The sequence below is a fragment of the Thiobaca trueperi genome (assembly GCF_004342175.1).
GTDB classification, from domain to species: domain Bacteria; phylum Pseudomonadota; class Gammaproteobacteria; order Chromatiales; family Chromatiaceae; genus Thiobaca; species Thiobaca trueperi.
Genome location: NZ_SMAO01000010.1, coordinates 1 through 20,891, shown reverse-complemented (window position 1 = coordinate 20,891; position 20,891 = coordinate 1). Strand labels below are relative to the sequence as shown.

13 protein-coding genes are annotated in these 20,891 nt (G+C 63.6%); 3 read left to right on the top strand and 10 right to left on the bottom strand.

What is annotated here, in order from left to right; all coding sequences use genetic code 11:
• Nucleotides 1-95 precede the first annotated feature (95 nt).
• The 7 genes from EDC35_RS16305 to hydG all read right to left on the bottom strand — a co-directional run bounded on the left by EDC35_RS16305 (nt 96) and on the right by hydG (nt 10,874).
• Nucleotides 96-1,028 (bottom strand): 2-dehydropantoate 2-reductase, encoded by a 933-nt coding sequence (locus EDC35_RS16305; RefSeq protein WP_132978328.1) that lies wholly within the window; start codon nt 1,026-1,028, stop codon nt 96-98.
• 69 nt (nt 1,029-1,097) lie between these two features.
• Entirely contained in the window at nt 1,098-2,999 is a 1,902-nt protein-coding gene (locus tag EDC35_RS16300; protein WP_243651749.1) for an NADH-dependent [FeFe] hydrogenase, group A6, read from the bottom strand.
• A gap of 23 nt (nt 3,000-3,022) precedes the next feature.
• Nucleotides 3,023-4,678 (bottom strand): NAD(P)H-dependent oxidoreductase subunit E, encoded by a 1,656-nt coding sequence (locus EDC35_RS16295; RefSeq protein ID WP_243651748.1) that lies wholly within the window; start codon nt 4,676-4,678, stop codon nt 3,023-3,025.
• A gap of 733 nt (nt 4,679-5,411) precedes the next feature.
• Complete coding sequence (hydE, locus tag EDC35_RS16290; protein ID WP_132978326.1) at nt 5,412-6,635, bottom strand: [FeFe] hydrogenase H-cluster radical SAM maturase HydE; 1,224 nt, start codon at nt 6,633-6,635, stop codon at nt 5,412-5,414.
• Complete coding sequence (gene hydF / locus EDC35_RS16285) at nt 6,632-7,879, bottom strand: [FeFe] hydrogenase H-cluster maturation GTPase HydF (protein WP_132978325.1); 1,248 nt, start codon at nt 7,877-7,879, stop codon at nt 6,632-6,634. The genes hydE and hydF overlap by 4 nt, the downstream gene beginning before the upstream one ends.
• A gap of 99 nt (nt 7,880-7,978) precedes the next feature.
• Entirely contained in the window at nt 7,979-9,406 is a 1,428-nt protein-coding gene (locus EDC35_RS16280) for an aspartate ammonia-lyase (protein WP_243651747.1), read from the bottom strand.
• Nucleotides 9,390-10,874 carry a [FeFe] hydrogenase H-cluster radical SAM maturase HydG gene (gene hydG, locus EDC35_RS16275; RefSeq protein ID WP_132978324.1) on the bottom strand — a complete coding sequence of 495 codons (1,485 nt, stop codon included), beginning with the start codon at nt 10,872-10,874 and terminating at the stop codon, nt 9,390-9,392. Before hydG ends, EDC35_RS16280 begins: the two co-directional genes overlap by 17 nt.
• 387 nt (nt 10,875-11,261) lie before the next feature.
• On the opposite strand from hydG, the gene EDC35_RS16270 reads away from it, so the two are divergent.
• Nucleotides 11,262-13,268, top strand: coding sequence for an FAD-dependent oxidoreductase (locus EDC35_RS16270; RefSeq protein ID WP_132978323.1), 2,007 nt, complete (start codon nt 11,262-11,264; stop codon nt 13,266-13,268).
• Complete coding sequence (locus tag EDC35_RS16265) at nt 13,265-15,103, top strand: [FeFe] hydrogenase, group A (RefSeq protein ID WP_132978322.1); 1,839 nt, start codon at nt 13,265-13,267, stop codon at nt 15,101-15,103. Before EDC35_RS16270 ends, EDC35_RS16265 begins: the two co-directional genes overlap by 4 nt.
• Nucleotides 15,104-15,140: 37 nt before the next feature.
• Here the strand turns inward: EDC35_RS16265 and ssb are convergent, their stop codons facing one another.
• On the bottom strand, nt 15,141-15,647 hold the full coding sequence (gene ssb, locus EDC35_RS16260) for a single-stranded DNA-binding protein (protein WP_132978321.1): 507 nt from the start codon (nt 15,645-15,647) through the stop codon (nt 15,141-15,143).
• Nucleotides 15,648-15,718: 71 nt separating this feature from the next.
• Complete coding sequence (locus tag EDC35_RS16255) at nt 15,719-17,155, bottom strand: MFS transporter (protein ID WP_132978320.1); 1,437 nt, start codon at nt 17,153-17,155, stop codon at nt 15,719-15,721.
• 113 nt (nt 17,156-17,268) lie between these two features.
• On the opposite strand from EDC35_RS16255, the gene uvrA reads away from it, so the two are divergent.
• A complete protein-coding gene (uvrA, locus tag EDC35_RS16250; protein ID WP_132978319.1) occupies nt 17,269-20,094 on the top strand; it encodes an excinuclease ABC subunit UvrA in 2,826 nt (941 codons plus the stop codon).
• A gap of 37 nt (nt 20,095-20,131) precedes the next feature.
• Here uvrA and EDC35_RS16245 read toward each other — a convergent pair whose 3' ends face one another.
• Entirely contained in the window at nt 20,132-20,620 is a 489-nt protein-coding gene (locus EDC35_RS16245; RefSeq protein WP_243651745.1) for a retropepsin-like aspartic protease family protein, read from the bottom strand.
• Between the last annotated feature and the right edge of the window lie 271 nt (nt 20,621-20,891).

Sequence of the window (20,891 nt, the reverse complement as noted above, 5' to 3'; positions counted from 1 at the left end):
TGGTTGCCGCAAGGCTGATCCTTGCTCGAAACGATGCCTGTCACACTGGACGCAGTTTAACGCCAGCACGAGATGAAGCGTCTACCCGCCTGATCTCATCCCTCGCGATTTCGCCTGTCGGCAAAGGCCAACTGACTGGCAATGGCTTCAACTGCCGGGAGTCTGACGCCATGTCTGGCTACCTCCCTCAGGGGTCTGCGGTACAGATATTCAAGCTCGATCTCCCGTCTGGCGAGAAAATCCAGCCGCATGCTGGGCGCATAAGGCGTCATGCGTTCGGTGATGTCGAGCAGTGCGCGGGTGAAACCAGTGTCGAAAGGAACGCCACAGGCAGCGGCGCCGACCGCGACTTCAGCCATCAATTCCTCCGCCAGCGCCCTGGCGTCAGGGTCCGCCATGATGACATCCGTATTGACCCCGAGCAGGACCGACAGCCCGTTGAAGGGGATGTTCCAGGCCAGTTTGCGCCAGCGGGCCTGCGGGAGCGAGGGTCGCGACTCCACGGCGATTCCGCCGGCGCTGAACGCCGCCATCAGGCGTGGAATCCAGTCATGTCCGCGCTCATCGAATGCGGCAAAACTCACCAGCCCATAGTCGAGATGGGCGATGTGGCCGGGACCGACCTTGTTCGAGCAGAGAAAGCAGAGCCCCGCGATTACGCAGGCATCCGGGAAGGCAGCCGCCAGCTCGTCCTCCATGGTCAGGCCGTTTTGCAGATTGAGAATCACCGTCCCGGCGCGGACCAGCGGCTTGAGCAGCTCGGGCAACTGCGCGTTTTGGGTCGTCTTGAGCGCCACGCAGACGACATCGCTCGGCGGAATCGCATCCGCGCTGGCATAGACCTCGACCGGCTGGTGCACCAGATCGCCGAGCGGCGAATCGACCCGCAGCCCGTGCGTCCGCATCCAGTCCACGTCACTGTGGGCAATGAACCGCACGGTCGATCCGCCCTGGAGCAGTCGTGACCCATAAAAGCCACCGAGCGCGCCGGTGCCCAGGATGGTGAAGCTCAGGTGTTTTGCGGTCATCGCCTGTTCCGTGAAGAGGGTTTGCTGCCCGGTCCAGACGAACCGGGTCAGCGGACGATGGCAGCGCGTTCAGCCGATGAACTTGCCGCGCGCCTGATAGTGCGTGTGCAGATGATGGTGCGAGATGTGTCCGCAGGGACCGTCAGTCAGGAATTCCCGGTAGAGCTGGAGCACCATCGGGTTTTCGTGCGACTTGCGTACCGCGTAGTCGGCGTCGAGCTGGTAGATGGCCTTGGCGCGTTGGGCGCGGATCTCGGGACTGGTCGGAATCGGCTGACCGCCGCCGCCGAGACAGCCGCCGGGGCAGGCCATGAACTCGATGAAATGGCACTCGCTGAAGGGACCGCCGGACTTGATGTCCTCCATCACCAGTTGGGCGTTGGCCGTTCCGTGCACCACGCCGACCTTGAGGGTCGCGCCCTTCAGCCACTCCCAGTCCGGGACCAGATGCTTGACGAGATCCGGCACCGGGCCGACCTCGGTGATCGTGATCTCGGCCAGACGCGCCCCCTCGATCCCGCGTACCGGCAGGATGTTGGCGTGATCGTAGAAGTTCTCGACCTGTTTGCCGGTGACCATCTCGATCACGGTGCGCAGTGCGGCCTCCATGACCCCGCCCGTGGCGCCGAAGATGACACCAGCACCGGATGCCTCGCCGAATGGCTCGTCGAAGCCGGTCTCGGGCACCTTGGGCAGATCGATGCCTGATTCCTTGACCATACGCGCCAGCTCACGGGTGGTCAAACCGTAGTCCACGTCCTTGAAACCGCTGGAATTCATCTCCGGGCGGTTGCATTCGTATTTCTTTGCGGTGCAGGGCATGAGCGCGACAACGACCATGTCCTTGGGATTGACGCCACGCTTCTCGGCGTAATAGGTCTTGAGCAGCGAGCCGAACATCTGCTGCGGACTCTTGGCCGAGGACAGATGATCAAGCATGCCGGCGTAAAAGTGCTCCATGTACTTGACCCAGCCCGGCGAACAACTGGTGAACTGGGGCAGCTTCACGCTCTCGTCCTTCTGCACCAGCGCCTTGTAAAGCCGCAGGATCAGCTCGGTGCCTTCCTCGATGATGGTGAGGTCAGCGGTATGATTGGTGTCGAAAACGGCGTCGAAGCCCATCCGTTTGAGCGCGGTGTTGAGCTGATAAGTGACCGGGGTGCCGGGTTCCAGATCGAAACATTCGCCCATGCCAGCGCGTGGCGAGGGAGCGGTCTGGATGACGACATGCTTGGCAGGGTTGTCGATCATGGTCCAGACCTCGTCGGTCTGATCCTGTTCGGTCAGGGCGCCGGTCGGACAGTGGTTGATGCACTGACCGCAGTTGATGCAGACCACGCCGGAGAGCGGTTTGTTGGCGAAGGTCGAGACGTGCGCACGCGATGAGCGGCTGGCGACGGTCAGACAGCCGACGCCCTGGAGTTCATCACAGGCGCGCACGCAGCGACGACAGAGCACGCACTTGTTCATGTCGCGCACGACCGAGGTGCTGCTGCGGTCGATGGCGTACTTGGGCTCGGTCGGATGGCCGAAGCGGTAGAAATCGACGCCATACTCGGTCGCGAGCGACTGCAACTCGCAGTTGTTGTTGCGCTTGCAGGTGTTGCAGTCGCCATAGTGCTCGGCGAGCAGCAGATCGATGATGTGACGCCGCGCCGAACGTACCTTGGCGCTGTTGGTCTTGAGCGTGATCGGCTGCATGACCGGGGTGGCGCAGGACGCCTGAAGATTGCGCATCCCCTCGACCTCGACCACGCAGATGCGGCAGACGCCGGCAGTGCAGAGGTCGTCGTGATGGCAGAGGGTTGGAATCCGCACCCCGATCCGGCGGGCGGCGTCGAGGATGGTCGTCCCCTGTGGCACCTGGAGTTGGATGCCGTCGATGGAGACATCGATCATGGCCGTGTCCGGACCGGGGACAAAGGTCCGGCGGCGGTGTTGGGTGGTTGTCTGCATAGGTGTGCTGCTCATCTCGTGGTTGCTCCCATCCATCCTCAGGCCGCCAGGACCGGGCGCGCCATGATCTCTTCCTTGAAATGCTCGTTGATGGCGATGAAGATGTTCGGACTGGCCTGACCCAGACCGCACTTGGAGGTGGTCTTGATGCTGTGGCTGAGACCGATCAGGTCGTTGAGGTAACGGTTGGAGCAGGTGCCCTTCTGGAGCAGACGCACGCCATCCAGGAGCTTGGTGTTGCCGATGCGGCAGCCGGTGCACTGGCCGCAGGACTCCTCGATGAAGAACTCCAGATAGTTCTCGGCCACCTCCAGCATCTCGCGGCCCTGACCGTAGACGATGATGGAGCCGCCGATCCCTAAATCCTCGTAACCCATGACGCGGTCGAACTGACTCGCCGGGACCAGCTCGCCGGTGTAGCCGCCGACTTGGACCGCCTTGGCGCCCTGACCGTCGACCAGCTCCAGCAACTGCTGGACCGTCATGCCCCAGGGCAATTCATAAACGCCGGGACGGGCGCAATCCCCCGAGACGCTGAACAGCTTGAAGCCCTTGGAGCGCTCGGTGCCGATGCTGGTGAACCACTTGGCGCCACGCGCGACGATGCAGCTCGCTGTTGCCAGGGTCTCGACGTTGTTGACCACGGTCGGACGCCCGAGAAAGCCCTTCTCGACCGGATAGGGCGGACGGTTGCGCGGCTCGCCGCGACGGCCTTCCAGGCTCTCGATGAGTGCCGTCTCCTCGCCGCAGACATAGGCGCCCGCGCCCATGTGAATACGGATGTCGAAGCAGAAACCCGGCTTGCCAAGGATGTTCTCGCCCAGCAGATTCGCCTTGCGGCGCGCGGCCAGGATGGTCTCCAGATGCGGGCGCAGGTGGGTGTATTCGTAGCGCAGATAGACGATGCCCTCGGTCGCCCCAACGGCATAAGCGGCCAGGGTCATGCCCTCGAACACCAGATCGGCGTATTTGCCGAGGATGATGCGGTCCTTGAAGGTTCCCGGTTCGCCCTCGTCGGCGTTACAGATGATGTACTTGACGTCACCCTCGGCCTTGGAGGCCAGATTCCACTTGACGCCGGTCGGGAAACCCGCGCCGCCGCGTCCCTTGAGTCCGGAGACGGTCAGCTCGCCGCTCACATCGGCGGGACTCATCCGCTGTTGGACCAGCCGGTTCAGGGCCGCGTTCGGCTCGTGGCTAGCATAGCTCAGGGTGCTCGCATGGGTCTCGCCGACATTGCCCACGGTGGGGCGATGGGCATAGAGCTCCTGGCGGCAGTCCTCGATGATGCGATGGACCTTGGGCGGGGTCAGATTGGAAAAGACCTCGTTGTTCACCATCATGGCCGGGGCCTGATAGTTCATGCCGATGCAGCTCGTCCACTCCAGAGTGAACATGCCGTCCGGGGTCGTCTCCCCCATGCGGATGCCCAGATCGTTGCGCAACTGGCGCGCGACCGACTTGGCGCCCTTCATGATGGAGGACATGTCGCGGCTGAGTCGGATGATGAATTTGCCCTTGGGCTTCTTGTTGATGAAGTGGAAGAAGGTGGCGACGCCATAGACCTCGTTGGCCGACATCTTCAATTGGTCAGCGATGAATTGCATGGAGAATTCGGAGACATAGCCGAATTCATCCTGCACCGCGAGGAGGATCGGAATCAGTTCCGATCGCTCGGAGCCAAGGGTTTTCATCAGTTCCCTGATGATCGCTTTTTCATTGTCCTGCCCAGTCAACAACATCAGAGACCTCACTCGACGCAACCCATGCAAGGGGCGCGCACTGCCAGGTTGAACACGAGCCGGGCGGCCGCGCGATGATGACGCAGTCCCCGCGTTGCGACCCTTCGTTTCTGGAAGACCGGAACGGCGCGGGAACACGAATGACCTGTAGAGGAATCCGGTGTCCGACGGCGTGACGACCACTGCGGCGAATGAAGGATCATGTTTGGGGTTAAACCGCGCCCCGTGCGATAGGCGATGTTTTTGGTCTGGATCGATCTTGGCAGCATCGACGACCCTGTGAGCGGGCGCGGTTTAAGATATTAAAAAATATAAACTTTTAAACTGCGTCCCCGCCAGGGGCCGTGGATGCGCCAAACGTCGAATGCACTCGAAACCCGGCATCTCGCTCTGAGCGCGGTTTAATACCCCTATAAAATGCCAAAGAATTTAATGGCATTCTAAAATACCCCTGTCATACAAGCAACTAGAGCGACTTGACTGGATATCATGAACTAAACTGCGTCCGGTGCGACATGCGTCATTTTCAGTTTGTGTTTAGCCCTGGGGATGTCATCGACCTCAGTGGAGACGCGGTTTAAAATTTCATATTATTGAATATCTTAAACCGCGCCAGCTCCAACCGTCGTCAGTTCTGCCAAGGCCGGCTCAATCCCCAAACATCGCATGCCGCACTGGGCGCGGTTTAATCCTCTCGGGAACCGGTTCGAACCGCATCCCCGCGCCAGGAGACGAAAGGGACGGCAATCGAGCCGGCCCGCATCGGCGGCTCACCCAGTGGAAGGATCTCGACCGGGAGATTCATGCGTCGGCGGAAATGACGCGAGCAGCCCCATTGATTCCAGCCCACCCGCCGGCCCATGCGCTGGATGCGCCCCTCCAGACAGGCGCGGCAGTCGGTCGGCTCCTCGTCGATGCAGGGTTTGTTGTCGTAGAGCTGATAGCGTTTGCGCACCGGGCGCGGCGTGATGTTGGGCATGATGATGTTGCAGCCGTGGGCGATGCCCTGTTCACGCCCGTCCTCGGCCAGTGCCTGAAGAGCGGTCGCCGCCGCAATGTTGACATCCCGCAGCACCAGCCGGCAGACCGCCAGCATGTTGAGCGCGAGCTGGAGCAGCGGCCCCGATTCCATCATGCCCGCATCGAGCAGGTCGCCGCCGCCGGAGAGGATGTAAGGCCCCATGCCGAGCATGTCGGCATCCAGGCGCTGATAGAAACGGATGTCCGCGCAGAGATCGGCGAGTGTCTGACCGGGCAGTCCGATCATGCCGCCGGTGCCGACCTGGAATCCGGCGGCGCGCAGATCCGCAAGCGCCTGGATGCGCGACTCATACGCCTTTTCATGGGCGAAGCCGTCCGGGTGGAGCCACGCGAAGAGTTCGGGGTTCGAGGTCTCCATCCGCAGCAGATAACGCATGCACTCGGTCTTGCCGCCGGCCTCGCGCCAGCGCCGGTAGGTCTCCGGCGACTGCTCGCCGAGCGAGAGCGTGATGCTGGCGCCCTCGGGCAGGGTGTCCGAGACGGTTCGGGCGCGGATCTCGCGAATACAGTCCTCGACCAGGGCGATAAAGGGCTCGTCGCGCCGCTCGCCGGCCTGGAGACAGACCGAGCCATAGTGGTTCTCCGCCGCCCAGATGGCGCTCTCGATGATCTCCTCCCGGCTCAGGTCGTAACGCTCCAGATCCCGGTTGTCGCGACGGATGCCGCAGTAGCGGCAGTTGAGGGTGCAGCGGTTCGAGAACTCGATAATGCCGCGATAGTGGACCAGATCGCCGATGAGCCTAGTCGTCAGATCGTAGGCCGCCCGCCGCAGGCGTTTGCAGTCGGCGGGATCGGTCAGGCCGAGCAGCCGCACGATGTCGGCGTCGCTGAAGGTCTCCTGTGTCAGCAAGTCATCCAGCGCCTTCATGCCGATGCCTCCCCCGCCGCGCAGGCGTCCCGGTAGGCCAGCATGGCCGCCGGGAAACAATGCAGCGAACGCGGCAGCACCCCCTGCAACAGCGAGATGGCGACGCCATAGTTGGTCATGGGTACGCCCTGACGCTCGGCGCGATAGAGCCAGGAGAGCATGTGCCGGCGCGTCACCATGCAGGCGCCGCACTGGATGATGAGATCATAGTGGGCGATCTCCTCGGGAAAGTGCTTGCCGGTGCTGAAGTCGATCTGGAGCTCGCCGCCGACGAACTGACGCAGCCAGCGCGGGATCTTGACCCGCCCGATGTCGTCGCAGATGAGGTCATGGGTACAGGCCTCGGCGATCAGCACCCGGTCGCCCGGATTGAGCCGGTGGATCATGGCCGCGCCAGCGGTCAGCTTGATCAGATCCGCCTTGAAACGCGCCATGAGGATCGAGAAGGTTGTTAGTGGCACCTCGGGCGGGGTGTCGGCGGCGGCCTTCATCACCACCTGCGAATCGCAGATCACCAGCGCGGGCGGTGTGCGCAGATTCTCGAACACGGACGCCAGCTCGCGTTCCTTGACCACGGTGCAGATGGCGTCCGCGTCCAGCGCCTCGCGGATCACCTGCACCTGCGGCAGGATCAGCCGCCCCTTGGGTGCGCCCAGATCGATGGGGACCACCAGTACCACCGTGCTGCCCGGCTGGATGAGATCGGCGACCAGTGGGGGCTCCTGCAGATAATCCTCGGGCGCCAGACGGATGATGGACTCCTTCACCGCATCGAGGTTGTGGTGTTCCCGTGCCGAGACCCGCACCAGCTCGCCGGTCTCGCCCAGCAGTTCCGCGATTCCGATATCCGGTGCCTCGCCCAGATCGCTCTTGTTGAGCACACAGAGGATCGGCGTCTGGCGTTCCTGGAGCTTCGCGATCAGCGCGCGCTCCTCCTCGCCGAGGCCGCGCTCGTCGCAGACCAGCAGGGCGATATCGACCCGCTCCAGCACCCCGGCGGTGCGCGCCATGCGCAGGCCGCCCAACTCGCCCTCGTCGTCGATCCCGGCGGTATCGACGAAGACCACCGGGCCGAGCGGCGGCAGCTCGCACGCCTTCTCGACCGGATCGGTGGTGGTCCCGGCCACGTCCGAGACGATGGAGAGTGGATAGCCCAGCAAAGCGTTGATCAGACTCGACTTGCCGACATTGCGGCGACCGAAGAGGCCGATGTGCAGGCGCAGGCTTTTGGGGGTGTCCAGCATGGGAGATGGCCCGATTTGGATGGGTTTGAATGATGTTGGATTGGTGAGTGGATGCTCGATGGCGGAATCCGTCTCCTCCAGCGGCGGTATTGCGTGCGGTCAGCGAAACCCGAGCGCCGTCATGGCCGCCGGGGACAGCAGCCGATCCAGCGTCGGTGCATCGAGCAGCCCCTGCTCCAGGACCAGATCGCGGACCCGCCTGTTGCTTGCGGCGGCCTGTTTGGCGATGCGGGAGGCGGTCTCGTAGCCAAGGGCCGGAACCAGCGCCGTGACCAGCGCCCAGGAGCCTTCGACCTGGTCGCGGCAGTGTTCGACGTTCACTTCGATGCCCGCGACGCAGCGTTCGGCCAGGGTCAGACAGGCGCGCTCCAGCACCGCCAGACTCTCCAGGAGTGCGTTGGCGACCAGCGGCAGAAAGGCGTTCAGCTCCAACTGACCGGACTGACAGGCCTGGGTGATCATGGCGTCGTTGCCGATGGCGGTCATCGCTGCCTGCCCCACTGCCTCGCAGATGACCGGGTTGACCTTGCCCGGCATGATGCTGGAGCCGGCCTGGACCGGCGGCAGGCGCAGCTCGCCAAGCCCAGCGCGCGGCCCCGAGGCGAGCAGGCGCAGATCGGACGAGATCTTGTAGAGGTTGACCGCATGGGCCTTGAGGATGCCGGAGACCTCGACATAGACATCGGCGTTCTGGGTCGCGTCCAGCAGGTTCTCGGCGCGGGCGAGGTTGAGCCGCGTCTCCTCGCGCAGCCGGTCGGTGACGCGAAAGATGTAGTCACGCGGCGCGGTCAGCCCGGTGCCGATGGCGGTTCCGCCGAGGTTGACCACCCGCAGGCGCTCCCTGCACTTGAAGACGCGCCAGCGATCGCGGGCAAAGGCTTCGGACCAGGCGCCGAAGGCGGCACCGACCGTCATGGGACAGGCGTCCTGAAGCTGCGTCCGACCCATCTTGACGATGCCCTCGCAGGCATGCTCCTGAGTCTGGAAGGCGGATTGCAGACGGGCGATGCCCTGCTCCAGCCGCTCCAGCGCGACGAGCGCCGCGACCTTGAGCGCGGTCGGGAAGACATCGTTGGTCGATTGATGCAGATTGACCTGATGGATGGGGTGAACGCGCCGGTATTGGCCGAGCGACCCGCCCAGCAGCTCCTCGGCGCGGTTGGCGATCACCTCGTTGAGGTTCATGTTGAGCGAGGTGCCAGCCCCGCCCTGGAGCGCATCGACCCGGATCCACTCATGGAGCCTGCCGGCGACGATCTCGCGGCAGGCGGCGAGGATGGCGTCGGCCTCCTCCGCTGGCAGGAAGCCAAGCTCGGCATTGGTGCGGGCGCAGGCCAGCTTGACCTGCGCCAGGGCGCGGATCAGCTCAGGATGGCAGGGTCGGCCAAGCAGATCGAAGTTGGCCAGGGCGCGGGCGGTATGAATGCCGTAATAGGCATCGATGGGAACGGGAAAATCGCCGAGCGGATCGGTCTCGATCCGCGCGGCGGATTCTCGCGCCCCGGCCATCTCAGCAGAAGACGTCACGCTTGCCAGCGCGGATACGGTCGAGGATCACCGTCGAGACACGCCGCTCTGCGTCTCCCATCTCGGCCAGATCGCGCGCGATGGCCGCCTCGCCGGCCCGCACCGTCTCCGGCTGACCGTAATCGAGCAGATATTCCATGAAGGTGCCAACCGAATTGGGCCCGCACTTCTGCTTGATGTCAGCGGTCTTGGCCCAGTGCATGAAGTCCTCGCCGGTGCGTCCGTTGCGATAGCAGGCGGTACAGAAGGATGGGGTGTAGCCCAGCTCGGCCAGCTCGCGCACCACGACATCGAGCGGTCGGTGATCGCCGAGCGAGAACTGACTCGCATCGAAGTCCTCCCGCCCGTCCTCATCCGGCAGGGCGACGGTTTCGGCATGCGCCGCATAGCCGCCGGGATTGGTGCGGCTGCCGGCCGAGATCTGCGAGACCCCGAGTGCATAGGTCTCGCGGCGCATCCGGGCCGTCTCGCGAGTTGACATGATGAGGCCGGTATAGGGCACGGCCAGCCGCAGGATGGCGACCAGCTTCTTGAAATCCGCGTCCGACACCGGGTTCAGGGGCGAACGCGAGAAGTCGGAGCCGTGCGCCGGCTCGATGCGCGGGACGCTGATGGTGTGACAGCCGGCGCCATAGGTGGCTTCCAGATGGGCCGCATGGTTCATGAGCGCCAGCACGTCGAAACGCCAGTCGCCCAGTCCGAACAGCACCCCCAGTCCGATGTCGTCGATGCCCGCCTGCATGGCGCGGTCGGGTGCGGTCAGACGCCAGTCCATGTCACGCTTCTTGCCTCCCAGATGGGCGGCGGCATAGACATCGCGCTGGTAGGTCTCCTGGAAGATCTGATAGGTGCCGATGCCGATCTCATGCAACTGGCGGAATTCATCGACCGACAGCGGCGCCAGGTTGACGTTGATGCGGCGGATCTCGCCGTTGCCCAGCCTGAGTGCGTAGATAGCCTCCAGCGCATCCAGCACATATTTCAAGCCGTTCGGATAGGATTCGCCGGCGACCAGCAGCAGCCGCTTGTGGCCCTGGTCGATCAGAACCTCAGCCTCGTGTTTGATCTCATCGATCGTCAGGGCGCGACGTTTGAGGGTCGTGTTCTCCTTGCTGAAGGCGCAGTAGGTACAACTGTTGCCGCAGAAATTGGAGATGTAGAGCGGGGCGAAGAGGACGATGCGCCTGCCGTAGATCGCCTCTTTGGCCCAGCGGGCGGAGGCAAAGAGTTCGTCGAGCAGCGCGGGATCCTGGATCTGGATCAGCGCCGCGACGTCGCGGGTCGCGAGCCCTTTGAGTTCACGCGCCTTGGCGAGAATCTCCCGGACCAGTCCGGCATCCTCGCAGCGGTTGTCCGCGAGGGCGGCCTGGATATCCCCGGCGTTGAGCCAGGAGGTGTCGGCCCCGGTATCGATCCGGGATGAGCCGAACGAGGAAGGCCCGCTGTCAGCGTGCGCCGGAGTGGTCATGTCTGCATCTCCACAGGTCTGTCGGGCAGTGGCCGCCGTTTGCCTGGCGGAACAGTGGGCTGTGCAGATTGTACATCAGCCACAGATCCCATTTAGTCATTGACGGCGCCGGGAGATCGATTCGATCTGCGCGGATCGAAACGCGACAGGCTGAACCAGACTCCGGCGATGACAATACATTGTCGTCATAAAATGTATCATTCGTCATACTCAGGACATAGAGTAGTCATGCTGTGCGCTGTTAAACCGCGCCTCCACTGATGTCGATGACATCTCCACAGCTAAACACAAATTGAAAATTATGCATATCGCGCTGGACGCGGTTTAGTGGTGACTTTCCTGCATGTCGCGTGAATTATCCGCATCCGACGTTATACGGAGTGTGCTATGACCAAGATTGCCTACGGCGTCTGGGATGGGCAGGCAGTTGATCGGCGTGCTGGCGAGACGGCGCTCCCGACCGGGTGGCCCGATCTCGACGGTTTCGATTTCTTCAACAAGGGCAATCCGATCCGCGCCTTCATCGGCGACCGCGGTTTCCTGATCTTCGACGATTCGGTGAGTCTGGTCGATGCCTTCCGCCGCCAGATGGAGATGGCCGCCGCACAGTCCTGCGGCAAATGCACACCCTGCCGGATCGGCGCTCCGCTGATCCGCGATGCGCTGGCGGCCTACGCCCAGGCCCGACCGGGGCCGATCGATCTCGACGGGATCATCGAACTGGCCCGTCAGATGACCGACTCATCACTCTGCGGGCTCGGTCGCACCGCGACCGTGGCCCTGATGGGCGCCTTCAGGCACTTCCGCGCCGACATCGAGGCCGAAATCGCAACGACGCAGCCGCTGCCGGAGCAGGCGGGTATGGAATACATGACGGCACCCTGCATCGAGGCCTGTCCGTCGAAGATCAACGTGCCGCGTTATATCGATTACGTGCGCGATGGCAAACCCGATTATTCGCTCGGTGTCATCCTGCAGAAATACCCGATGGCTGCGACCTGCGGGCGGGTCTGCGTGCGCTTCTGCGAGATGGCCTGCCGACGCGCACTGGTCGATGAGGCGGTGGGCATCAAAACCCTGAAGCGCTATGTCGCTGATCGTCAAAAGGGGCCGGATGCGCTGCATTTCACCCGCGACATGGTCAGCCGTCAGCTAGCGCCCGAGATGCGTGTGGCAATCGTGGGTGCCGGGCCAGCCGGCATCGCCTGCGCCTACCATCTGCTGCTGCACGGCTACCACGTCGATATCCTGGAGGCGCTCGACGAGGCGGGCGGTATGGCAGCGATCGGGATTCCGAGCTATCGGCTGCCGAAGGACGTGCTGCACTCCGAGACCGATATCATCACCACGCTCGGCGGGCGTTTCCTGTTCGGGCAGGCGATGGGACGGGATTTCAGCGTCGATGACCTTTTCGCGCGCGGCTACCGCGCGGTCTTTCTCGGTCTCGGCTGTCAGGAGGGCACGCACATGGGTGTCGCCGGCGAGGATCTGGCGACAGCCGGTTACGAGACCGGCATCAGCTTCCTGCTCAAGGTGCATGACCACATCGCCGGCATCCGCAAAACCGATCTCAGCGGCGACGTGGTCGTGGTCGGCGGTGGCAATGTCGCCATGGATTGCGCACGCTCCGCCCTGCGGATGGGCGCCGAGCGGGTGCATCTGATCTATCGGCGCACGCGCGCGGACATGCCGGCGGATCCGGGCGAGATCGAGGCCGCCGTCGAAGAGGGCGTCGTCTTCCATCCGCTGGTGAACCCGGCACGGGTGTTGAGCGACGCGGGCCGGGTGACCGGGATCGAGCTGGTCGCCATGCGCCAGACCGAGATTGACGCCAGGGGGCGGCGCGGAGTCGAGCCGATTCCGGGCAGCGAACAGTTCATGCCCTGCACCACCCTGATCGCGGCGATTGGCCAGCAGGTGCAGAGCGGGGCGGTACAGCCGCAGGATGGTCTGAACCTGACGCGCTGGGGCTGGATCGAGATCGATCCCTTCGATCTCTCCACCTCGCGTCCCGGTGTCTTCGCCGGCGGCGACTGTGCCTTCGGCCCATCGACCCTGATCCACGCCATGTCCAATGGCTTGCAGGCAGCACGCAGCATCAACGACTGGATCCAGTTGGGGCATACCTGTTTCTTCCCGCGCACCCGCATGCGTGCGCTGCTGCACACCCACAAGCTGCTCGCCAGCGACTGCGAAGAGGTGCCGGTCAAGCGCGAATACCGGGTACATCACCCGGAGCTGGATCCGGAGGTCCGGCGTACCATGTTCGAGGAGGTCGAGGCCACGATCAGCGACGATGATGCCTATCGCGAAGCGCGGCGCTGTCTGCGCTGTTATCGCATCTATTCAGTGATCACCGCGCAACCCATCCCGGAAGGAGCGGAACTGTCATGAACCAGCCGAACGCTACCGATCCGCTTCTCCTGCTGACGGTCGATGGTCAGACGCTCGAAGCCCTGCCGGAAGAGACCATTCTGGCCTGCGCCCGCCGCCACGGACTCTACATTCCGAGTCTGTGCGAGCTGAACGACATTGATCACGCGCCCGGCACCTGCCGGGTGTGTCTGGTCGAGGTGGCGAGCCAGAATCAGACGGACGAGCCCCTGCTCGCCGCCGCCTGCGTGACGCCGGCCAGAGCGGGCATGAATGTTCGAACGCGCTCGCGGCGCGCGCGTGAGGCGCAGCGGTTGCAGGTCGAGCTGCTGATGGCCGACCACAATCAGGACTGCGCGACCTGCGTGCGTCACGGCAACTGCGAGCTCCAGGACGTGGCCCAGTTCGTCGGGCTACACACCAACCGTTTCTATGACCGGGCGCGTGTCATGGGACGCACGGTTGATCGCTCGTCCCCGGCGATGGTCCGCGACATGACCAAATGCGTGCGCTGCCAGCGCTGCATCGCCATCTGCCGACAGGGTCAGACGGTCGATGCCCTGGTGGTGACCGGGAACGGGCTGGACACCGCCGTCGGTCTGCGCCACGGGCTCTCGCAGGCCGAATCGACCTGTGTCACCTGCGGCCAGTGTCTGCTGGTCTGTCCGACCGGGGCGCTGGGCGAGCGTGACGAGACCGACCGGGTGCTCGACTATCTGTTCGACCCCGAGATCGTCACCGTCTTCCAGTTCGCGCCGGCGGTGCGGGTCGGGTTCGGCGAGGAATTCGGCTTTCCGGTCGGTACCAATGTGGAGGGACACATCATCGCCGCGCTGCGGAGCCTCGGGGCGGACATCGTGCTCGACACCAATTTCGCCGCCGATGTCGTCATCATGGAAGAAAGTGCCGAGCTGCTGCGCCGGCTCGGCGACGGACGGCGTCCGACCTTCACCTCCTGCTGTCCGGCCTGGATCAATTTCGCCGAGCGCCACTATCCGGACCTGCTGCCGCTGCTCTCGTCCACCAAGTCGCCGCAGCAGTGTCTCGGGGCCATCGCCAAGACCTATCTGCCGGAACGCATGGGTATCGATCCCGCCCGCATCCGGGTCATCTCCATCATGCCCTGCGTGGCCAAGAAGGACGAACGCGCGCGATCACAATTGGGAGCGGGCGACGTGCAGGAGGTGGATCTGGTGCTGACCACGCGCGAGTTCGCCCGTCTGCTCAAGCGTCGCGGCCTGGATCTGCGCAGTCTGACGCCGTCCACCTTCGACAACCCCTATATGAGCGCCTATTCGGGCGCTGGTGCCATCTTCGGCACCACCGGCGGGGTCATGGAGGCCGCCGTGCGCACCATGTACCGCATCGTCAACGGGCACGAACTCGATCACACCGAGGTCGCGCCCCTGCGCGGCTTCGAGGGACTGCGCACGGCGGCAGTCGAGGTCGGCGGCCCGATCGGACGGGTGAAGGTGGCGATGGCTCACGGACTGGGGCCGGCCCGCGAGCTGTGCGAGCGCATTCGCGCCGGCACAGCGGACTTCGATTTCATCGAGATCATGGCCTGTCCGGGCGGCTGCGTGGACGGCGGCGGCAACCTGCGCTCGAAGAAGGCGTACCGGCGCAACGCACTCAAACGGCGCGATACGCTGTTCGCCATTGATCGCGCCACGCCGGTTCGCCAGTCACACAACAACCCGCAGGTCCAGGCGCTGTACCGGGATTATCTCGAACAGCCCTTCTCCGAGCGGGCGCATCGGCTGCTGCACACCTGGTACAGCGACCGCCGCGTCGCCATGACCCTGACCGTCAAGGACATCTGGAACGAGATCACCATGAGTACAACGATCTATTAGCGATCCCCTCGTCCGAATCAAACCGCCTGGCGGCAGTTTAGAATGGTATGTCGTCGTCGAAGCCGCCCGGCGCGTCATAGCCTCTGGGCGTCTGACCGCCGCTCGTCGGAGCGGGAGCTGGCGCGGCGGACTGAGGACGTGCACCGCCGCGCGAGGCGGATGCGGGTTCGTCGTCGAAGGGAACGGATGAACCGCCGCCGGACCGGCCGTCGAGCATCTGCATGGTGCCATTCATATCAACGACCACCTCGGTCGAATAACGGTCACTGCCGTCCTGCGCCTGATATTTGCGCGTGCGCAGCTTGCCCTCGACATAGATCTTCGAGCCCTTGTGCAGATACTGCTTGACGATCTCCGCGACCTTCCCGAAGAACACCACCCGGTGCCATTCGGTGCGCTCCTGCTTCTCGCCCGTGTTCTTGTCCTTCCAGGACTCACTGGTTGCGATGCTGACATTCGCCACGGCATCGCCGCTCGGCATGTACCGGACCTCCGGATCGGCACCGAGATTGCCGATCAGAATCACCTTGTTAATGCCTGCCATACCGTCCTCCCGCCCCACGCGGGCGCTGTGTGTTTCATCGAAAAAGGTGTGTCAGCGGTCTGACGCGCGCGTCAGGTACTGGCCGCAAAGGTTTGTAATCTTGCCCAATCGAGCTGGCGGCTGTCCACTTTCAGATAGGCCACGCCTTCATCCAGTGCGATGACCGCCTCCTTGACCCCCGGCACATCCAGCAAAAGCTGCTCCAGACCCGGTGCACCGTCCTTCGGTGACGCTGCCAGCGTGAGGACGTGGCGGGTCAGATTCTCCGGCATCGCCATGGTCGCCATCAGCCCGATCCAGATCAGCGAGGTCAGGGCGCCAACCAGATAGACCGCGTCGGCGCCGAATTGCTGATGCGTCCAGCCGCCCAGCAGGCCGCCCAGAAAGGCGCCGATGAATTGGGCGCTGGAAAAGATCCCCATCGCCGTGCCACGCGCACCGGCGCGCGCCGCCTTGGAGACCAGCGACGGCAGCACCGCCTCCATCAGATTGAAGATCGCAAAGACCGCCACCAGCAGTATCGCAAGCGCCCACAGCGAGTCATCGAAGGCATGGAGGCCCAGCATCGCCAGGCCCAGGGCGACGACCGAACCCAGCAGGACAGGACGCTCCAGCCCCTGACGTTCAGCGAGGACGACGAACGGCACCATCGCCAGAATGGCGAGCAGGATCACCGGCAGATAAAGCTGCCAGTGATCGATTGCCGCCAGCCCGGCCGATTCGACCGACAGCGGCAGCACCACGAACAGGCTGACCATCGTCAGATGCAGCAGAAAGATCGCCAGATCGAGCCGCAGCAGGGTTGGATGTGTCAGCGCGCCGGTGAGTTGACTCAGCACGGGCTGGGCGTCGCGATGCATCGTCGAGCGATCCGGATCCGGCACCACATAGGCCAGGATCAGCATGCCGATGACAGCCAGTGCTGCCGTCAGCCAGAAGATGCCAGCGATGCCGAACCAGCGCGCGAGCGGAGGTCCGATCACCAGCGCGGCGGCGAACGAAAAGGCGACGCTGACGCCGACGATGGCCATGCCCTTGGTACGCACCTCGTCGCGGGTGAGATCGGCGGTGAGGGCAACGGTGACGGCGGCAATGGCCCCGCTGCCCTGAATCGCGCGTCCCAGAATCACCCAATGGATGCTGTCGGCCAGCGCGGCAACCAGACTGCCGAGCAGGAAGACCGTCAGTCCGCCATAGATCACCGGCTTGCGTCCGATGCGGTCGGAAAGCAGGCCGAGCGGGATCTGGAGGAACGCCTGGGTCAGGCCATAGGCGCCGATTGCCAGCCCCACCAGCATCGGGGTTGCACCGGGCAGTTCATGGGCATAGAGCGCGAACACCGGCAGCACCATGAACAGACCCAGCATCCGGGTCGAAAAAATGGCGGCCAGACCGGCGGTCGCGCGGCGTTCGGTCGCGGAAAAGGGGACGTTGGCAGTCTTGATATCGGGTCTGTCTGATCGGTTCACGGCCGCTGGCCTTTGCGTCTGGTCGGCGAAGCTCCGCATAATAGCAGCTTGGCCTGCGCGACAGCGCAGGCACTGAATCCTTCCCTTCTGTTGCGAGACAGCCGGCACAACCCCCCGCGTTGTTGAACATCGGCCACCACTGGCAGAGCTTCATGGATACCATCAGCATTCGCGGCGCGCGGACCCATAATCTGAAGAGCATCGACCTCGATCTGCCGCGCGACCGGCTGATCGTCTTCACGGGTCTGTCCGGCTCCGGCAAGTCCTCGCTCGCCTTCGACACCATCTATGCCGAGGGTCAGCGGCGTTATGTGGAGTCGCTGTCGGCCTATGCCCGCCAGTTCCTGTCAGTCATGGAAAAGCCGGATCTGGATCATATCGAAGGTCTGTCGCCGGCCATTTCCATTGAGCAGAAGACCACCTCGCACAACCCGCGCTCGACGGTTGGCACCATCACCGAGATCTACGATTATCTGCGTCTGCTGTTCGCCCGCGTCGGTCAGCCGCGCTGTCCTGAGCACGACGCGCCGCTCGACGCCCAGACGGTCAGCCAGATGGTCGATCAGGTGCTCGCCCTGCCCGAAGGCGAGAAACTGATGCTGTTGGCCCCGGTGGTCTCGGCCCGCAAGGGCGAATATCAGCGTCTGCTCGCCGAGCTGCATGCCCAGGGTTTCGTGCGCGCCCGGATCGATGGGGCGCTGTGCGAGCTGGATGACCCGCCCGAACTGGACCTGAAGAAAAAGCACGATATCGAGGTCGTCATCGACCGCTTCCGGGTGCGCGCCGATCTGGCCCTGCGGCTGGCCGAGTCGTTCGAGACCGCGCTCAATCTTTCGGGCGGCATCGCCCGCATCGCCTGGATCGACGAGCCGGAGCGTCCCGAGCTGACCTTTTCGGCCAAATTCGCCTGTCCGGTCTGCGGTTACAGCATCGTCGAACTGGAACCGCGGCTCTTCTCCTTCAACAACCCGGCCGGCGCCTGCCCGACCTGTGACGGACTGGGCGTCGAACAGTTCTTCGATCCGACCAAGGTGGTCGCGCATCCGCACATGAGTCTGGCCGGCGGTGCGGTGCGTGGCTGGGATCGACGCAACGCCTACTATTTCCAACTGATCCGCTCGCTCGGCGAGCATTACGGCTTCGATGTCGAGACCCCCTGGCTGGAACTCGCCGAATCGGCGCGCTCGGTCATTCTCTTCGGCAGCGGCAGGGAGAAGATCAAACTCAGGCTCCCACATGAGAAAGGCAGCGCCAAAGCGCAGCCCTTCGAGGGCATCGTCCGCAACATGGAACGGCGTTACCGCGAGACCGAATCCAGCACGGTGCGCGAGGAACTGGCGCGCTATCTCTCGCATCAACCCTGTCCGTCCTGCAAGGGAACCCGATTGAATGAGTCGGCGCGGCACGTCTTCGTCGGTCCCTGGAATCTGCCGGCGATTTCGGGGATGCCGGTCGGCGATGCCCTGCGCTATTTCGAGACGCTGGAACTGCCCGGTCAGCGTGGTGAGATCGGCGCCAAGGTCATCAAGGAGATCGCCACCCGGCTGCGTTTTCTGGTCGATGTCGGGCTCGATTATCTGACCCTGGAACGCAGCGCCGAGACGCTCTCCGGTGGCGAGGCGCAGCGCATCCGGCTTGCCAGTCAGATCGGCGCCGGTCTGGTCGGGGTCATGTACATCCTGGACGAGCCCTCCATCGGACTGCATCAGCGCGACAACGCCCGGCTACTCAAGACGCTCACCCATCTGCGCGATCTCGGCAATACCGTGATCGTGGTCGAGCACGACGAGGAGGCGATCCGCGCCGCCGACCAGGTGGTGGATATCGGCCCCGGTGCAGGGGTTCACGGCGGCGAGATCGTCGCCCAGGGAACCGCCGCACAGATCGCCGCCGAACCGCGCTCACTGACCGGGCGGTATCTGACAGGCGAACTGCGGGTCGTCATCCCGAGCCAGCGCACGCCCAACGATCCAGCACGCCAGTTGCGCATTCTGGGGGCACGGGGCAATAACCTGCGCAACGTCGATGCCGCTATCCCGGTCGGCAGTTTCTGCTGCATCACCGGCGTTTCTGGTTCGGGTAAATCGACGCTCATCAACGATACCCTCTATCCGGTCATCGCCCGGCATCTCAATGGGGCCAGCCTGACGCCCGCGCCACATGCCGCCGTCGAAGGTATGGAGCATTTCGACAAGGTCGTCGATATCGACCAGAGCCCCATCGGTCGCACCCCGCGCTCCAATCCGGCGACCTATACCGGACTTTTCAATCTGGTGCGTGACCTCTTTGCCGCCGTTCCCGAGGCGCGCTCGCGCGGTTACGCACCCGGACGTTTCAGCTTCAATGTCAAAGGCGGACGCTGCGAGGCGTGCAAAGGGGATGGATTGATCCGGGTCGAGATGCATTTTCTGCCCGATATTTATGTGCAGTGCGACACCTGCAAGGGCCGGCGCTACAACCGCGAAACCCTGGAGATCCGCTACAAGGGCAAGACCATTGACGAGGTGCTGAATCTGACGGTCGAGGACGCGCTGACCTTCTTCGCCCCGGTCCCGGTCATCCACCGCAAACTCCAGACCCTGATGGATGTCGGACTCGCCTATGTACGGCTCGGCCAGAGCGCCACCACGCTCTCGGGCGGCGAGGCCCAGCGGGTCAAACTCAGCCGCGAGTTGAGCAAGCGCGATACCGGGCGGACGCTCTACATCCTGGACGAGCCGACCACCGGACTGCACTTCCATGATGTCAAACATCTGCTCGACGTGCTGCACCGTTTCCGCGACCAGGGCAACACCGTGGTCGTCATCGAACATAATCTGGATGTCATCAAGACCGCCGACTGGATCATCGATCTGGGTTCTGAAGGGGGCGACAAGGGCGGCGAGATCATCGCTGTCGGCACCCCGGAAGAGGTCGCCGTCAATGACCGCTCGCATACCGGGCGCTTTCTGCGGCCTTTGCTGGAGCGGGGGTGGTAACCGGGATCTGGCTTGAGATGGCCAGCGCGGCAGACAGTCAGGATCCGGCAGGCTGGCGCAGGGTCAGCGTATTGCCACGCTGGATCAGCTCCAAGTGCTTGAGATAGCTCATCCCTAAAAGTACCTCGTCGCCCGGCATGTTGGGCAGCACAGTGGCGCGGATCCGGTGGGCGACGAGTCCGCCAAGATCGATGCGCTCCAGTCGGGTGTTCCAGGTTCGTACCGCGCCATTGGCGGTCATGCTCATGCCGCCGGGGCTCAAGGGTAACTCCAGACGTTGCGCCAGTTGCAGCGGAAGGGCGACATTCGTCGCCCCCGTATCGACCAGAAAACGCACGGGCATGCCGTTGATGAGTCCCGTCGCGACATAGTGACCGGCGCGATTGCGTTGCAGCACCACAGCGGGAACCCCGTCGCGACCCTGAGCCAGGACCGGATCCGGATTGGGATTGTTCTGTCGTTCAATCAGGTCATTGAAGAACAGCACCAGAAGCGCAAGCCCCACGATCCATGCGCCAAAAAGCATCGCGCGCCCGAGATGGGACGGCAGATCGTCAGGTCTTGGCGTTCGGCTTGACATGGATGATGTGTCTTGAGCTGCGTCTGTGATGAAACAGCTTAGACCAAGTGCGGCGTGCCTGGCGATTGCCGCCGGTATCTTAATTGCGCGCAAAGAAAAACCCCATCTTCGAGAGAAGATGAGGTTTTGGGTATAAGGCCCTGGCGGTAACCTACGTTCACATGGGGAAGCCCCACACTATCATCGGCGAGCCACCGTTTCACGTCTGAGTTCGGGA

Excerpts from the sequence above, each read along its gene's own strand:
- EDC35_RS16305 (WP_132978328.1), bottom strand. The coding sequence starts at position 1,028 with ATGACCGCAAAACACCTGAGCTTCACCATCCTGGGCACCGGCGCGCTC.
- hydF (WP_132978325.1), bottom strand. The coding sequence starts at position 7,879 with ATGCTGGACACCCCCAAAAGCCTGCGCCTGCACATCGGCCTCTTCGGT.
- EDC35_RS16255 (WP_132978320.1), bottom strand. The coding sequence starts at position 17,155 with ATGCGGAGCTTCGCCGACCAGACGCAAAGGCCAGCGGCCGTGAACCGA.
- EDC35_RS16245 (WP_243651745.1), bottom strand. The coding sequence starts at position 20,620 with ATGCTTTTTGGCGCATGGATCGTGGGGCTTGCGCTTCTGGTGCTGTTC.
- EDC35_RS16265 (WP_132978322.1), top strand. The coding sequence starts at position 13,265 with ATGAACCAGCCGAACGCTACCGATCCGCTTCTCCTGCTGACGGTCGAT.
- EDC35_RS16300 (WP_243651749.1), bottom strand. The coding sequence starts at position 2,999 with ATGAGCAGCACACCTATGCAGACAACCACCCAACACCGCCGCCGGACC.
- uvrA (WP_132978319.1), top strand. The coding sequence starts at position 17,269 with ATGGATACCATCAGCATTCGCGGCGCGCGGACCCATAATCTGAAGAGC.
- ssb (WP_132978321.1), bottom strand. The coding sequence starts at position 15,647 with ATGGCAGGCATTAACAAGGTGATTCTGATCGGCAATCTCGGTGCCGAT.
- hydG (WP_132978324.1), bottom strand. The coding sequence starts at position 10,874 with ATGACCACTCCGGCGCACGCTGACAGCGGGCCTTCCTCGTTCGGCTCA.
- hydE (WP_132978326.1), bottom strand. The coding sequence starts at position 6,635 with ATGAAGGCGCTGGATGACTTGCTGACACAGGAGACCTTCAGCGACGCC.
- EDC35_RS16295 (WP_243651748.1), bottom strand. The coding sequence starts at position 4,678 with ATGAAAACCCTTGGCTCCGAGCGATCGGAACTGATTCCGATCCTCCTC.
- EDC35_RS16270 (WP_132978323.1), top strand. The coding sequence starts at position 11,262 with ATGACCAAGATTGCCTACGGCGTCTGGGATGGGCAGGCAGTTGATCGG.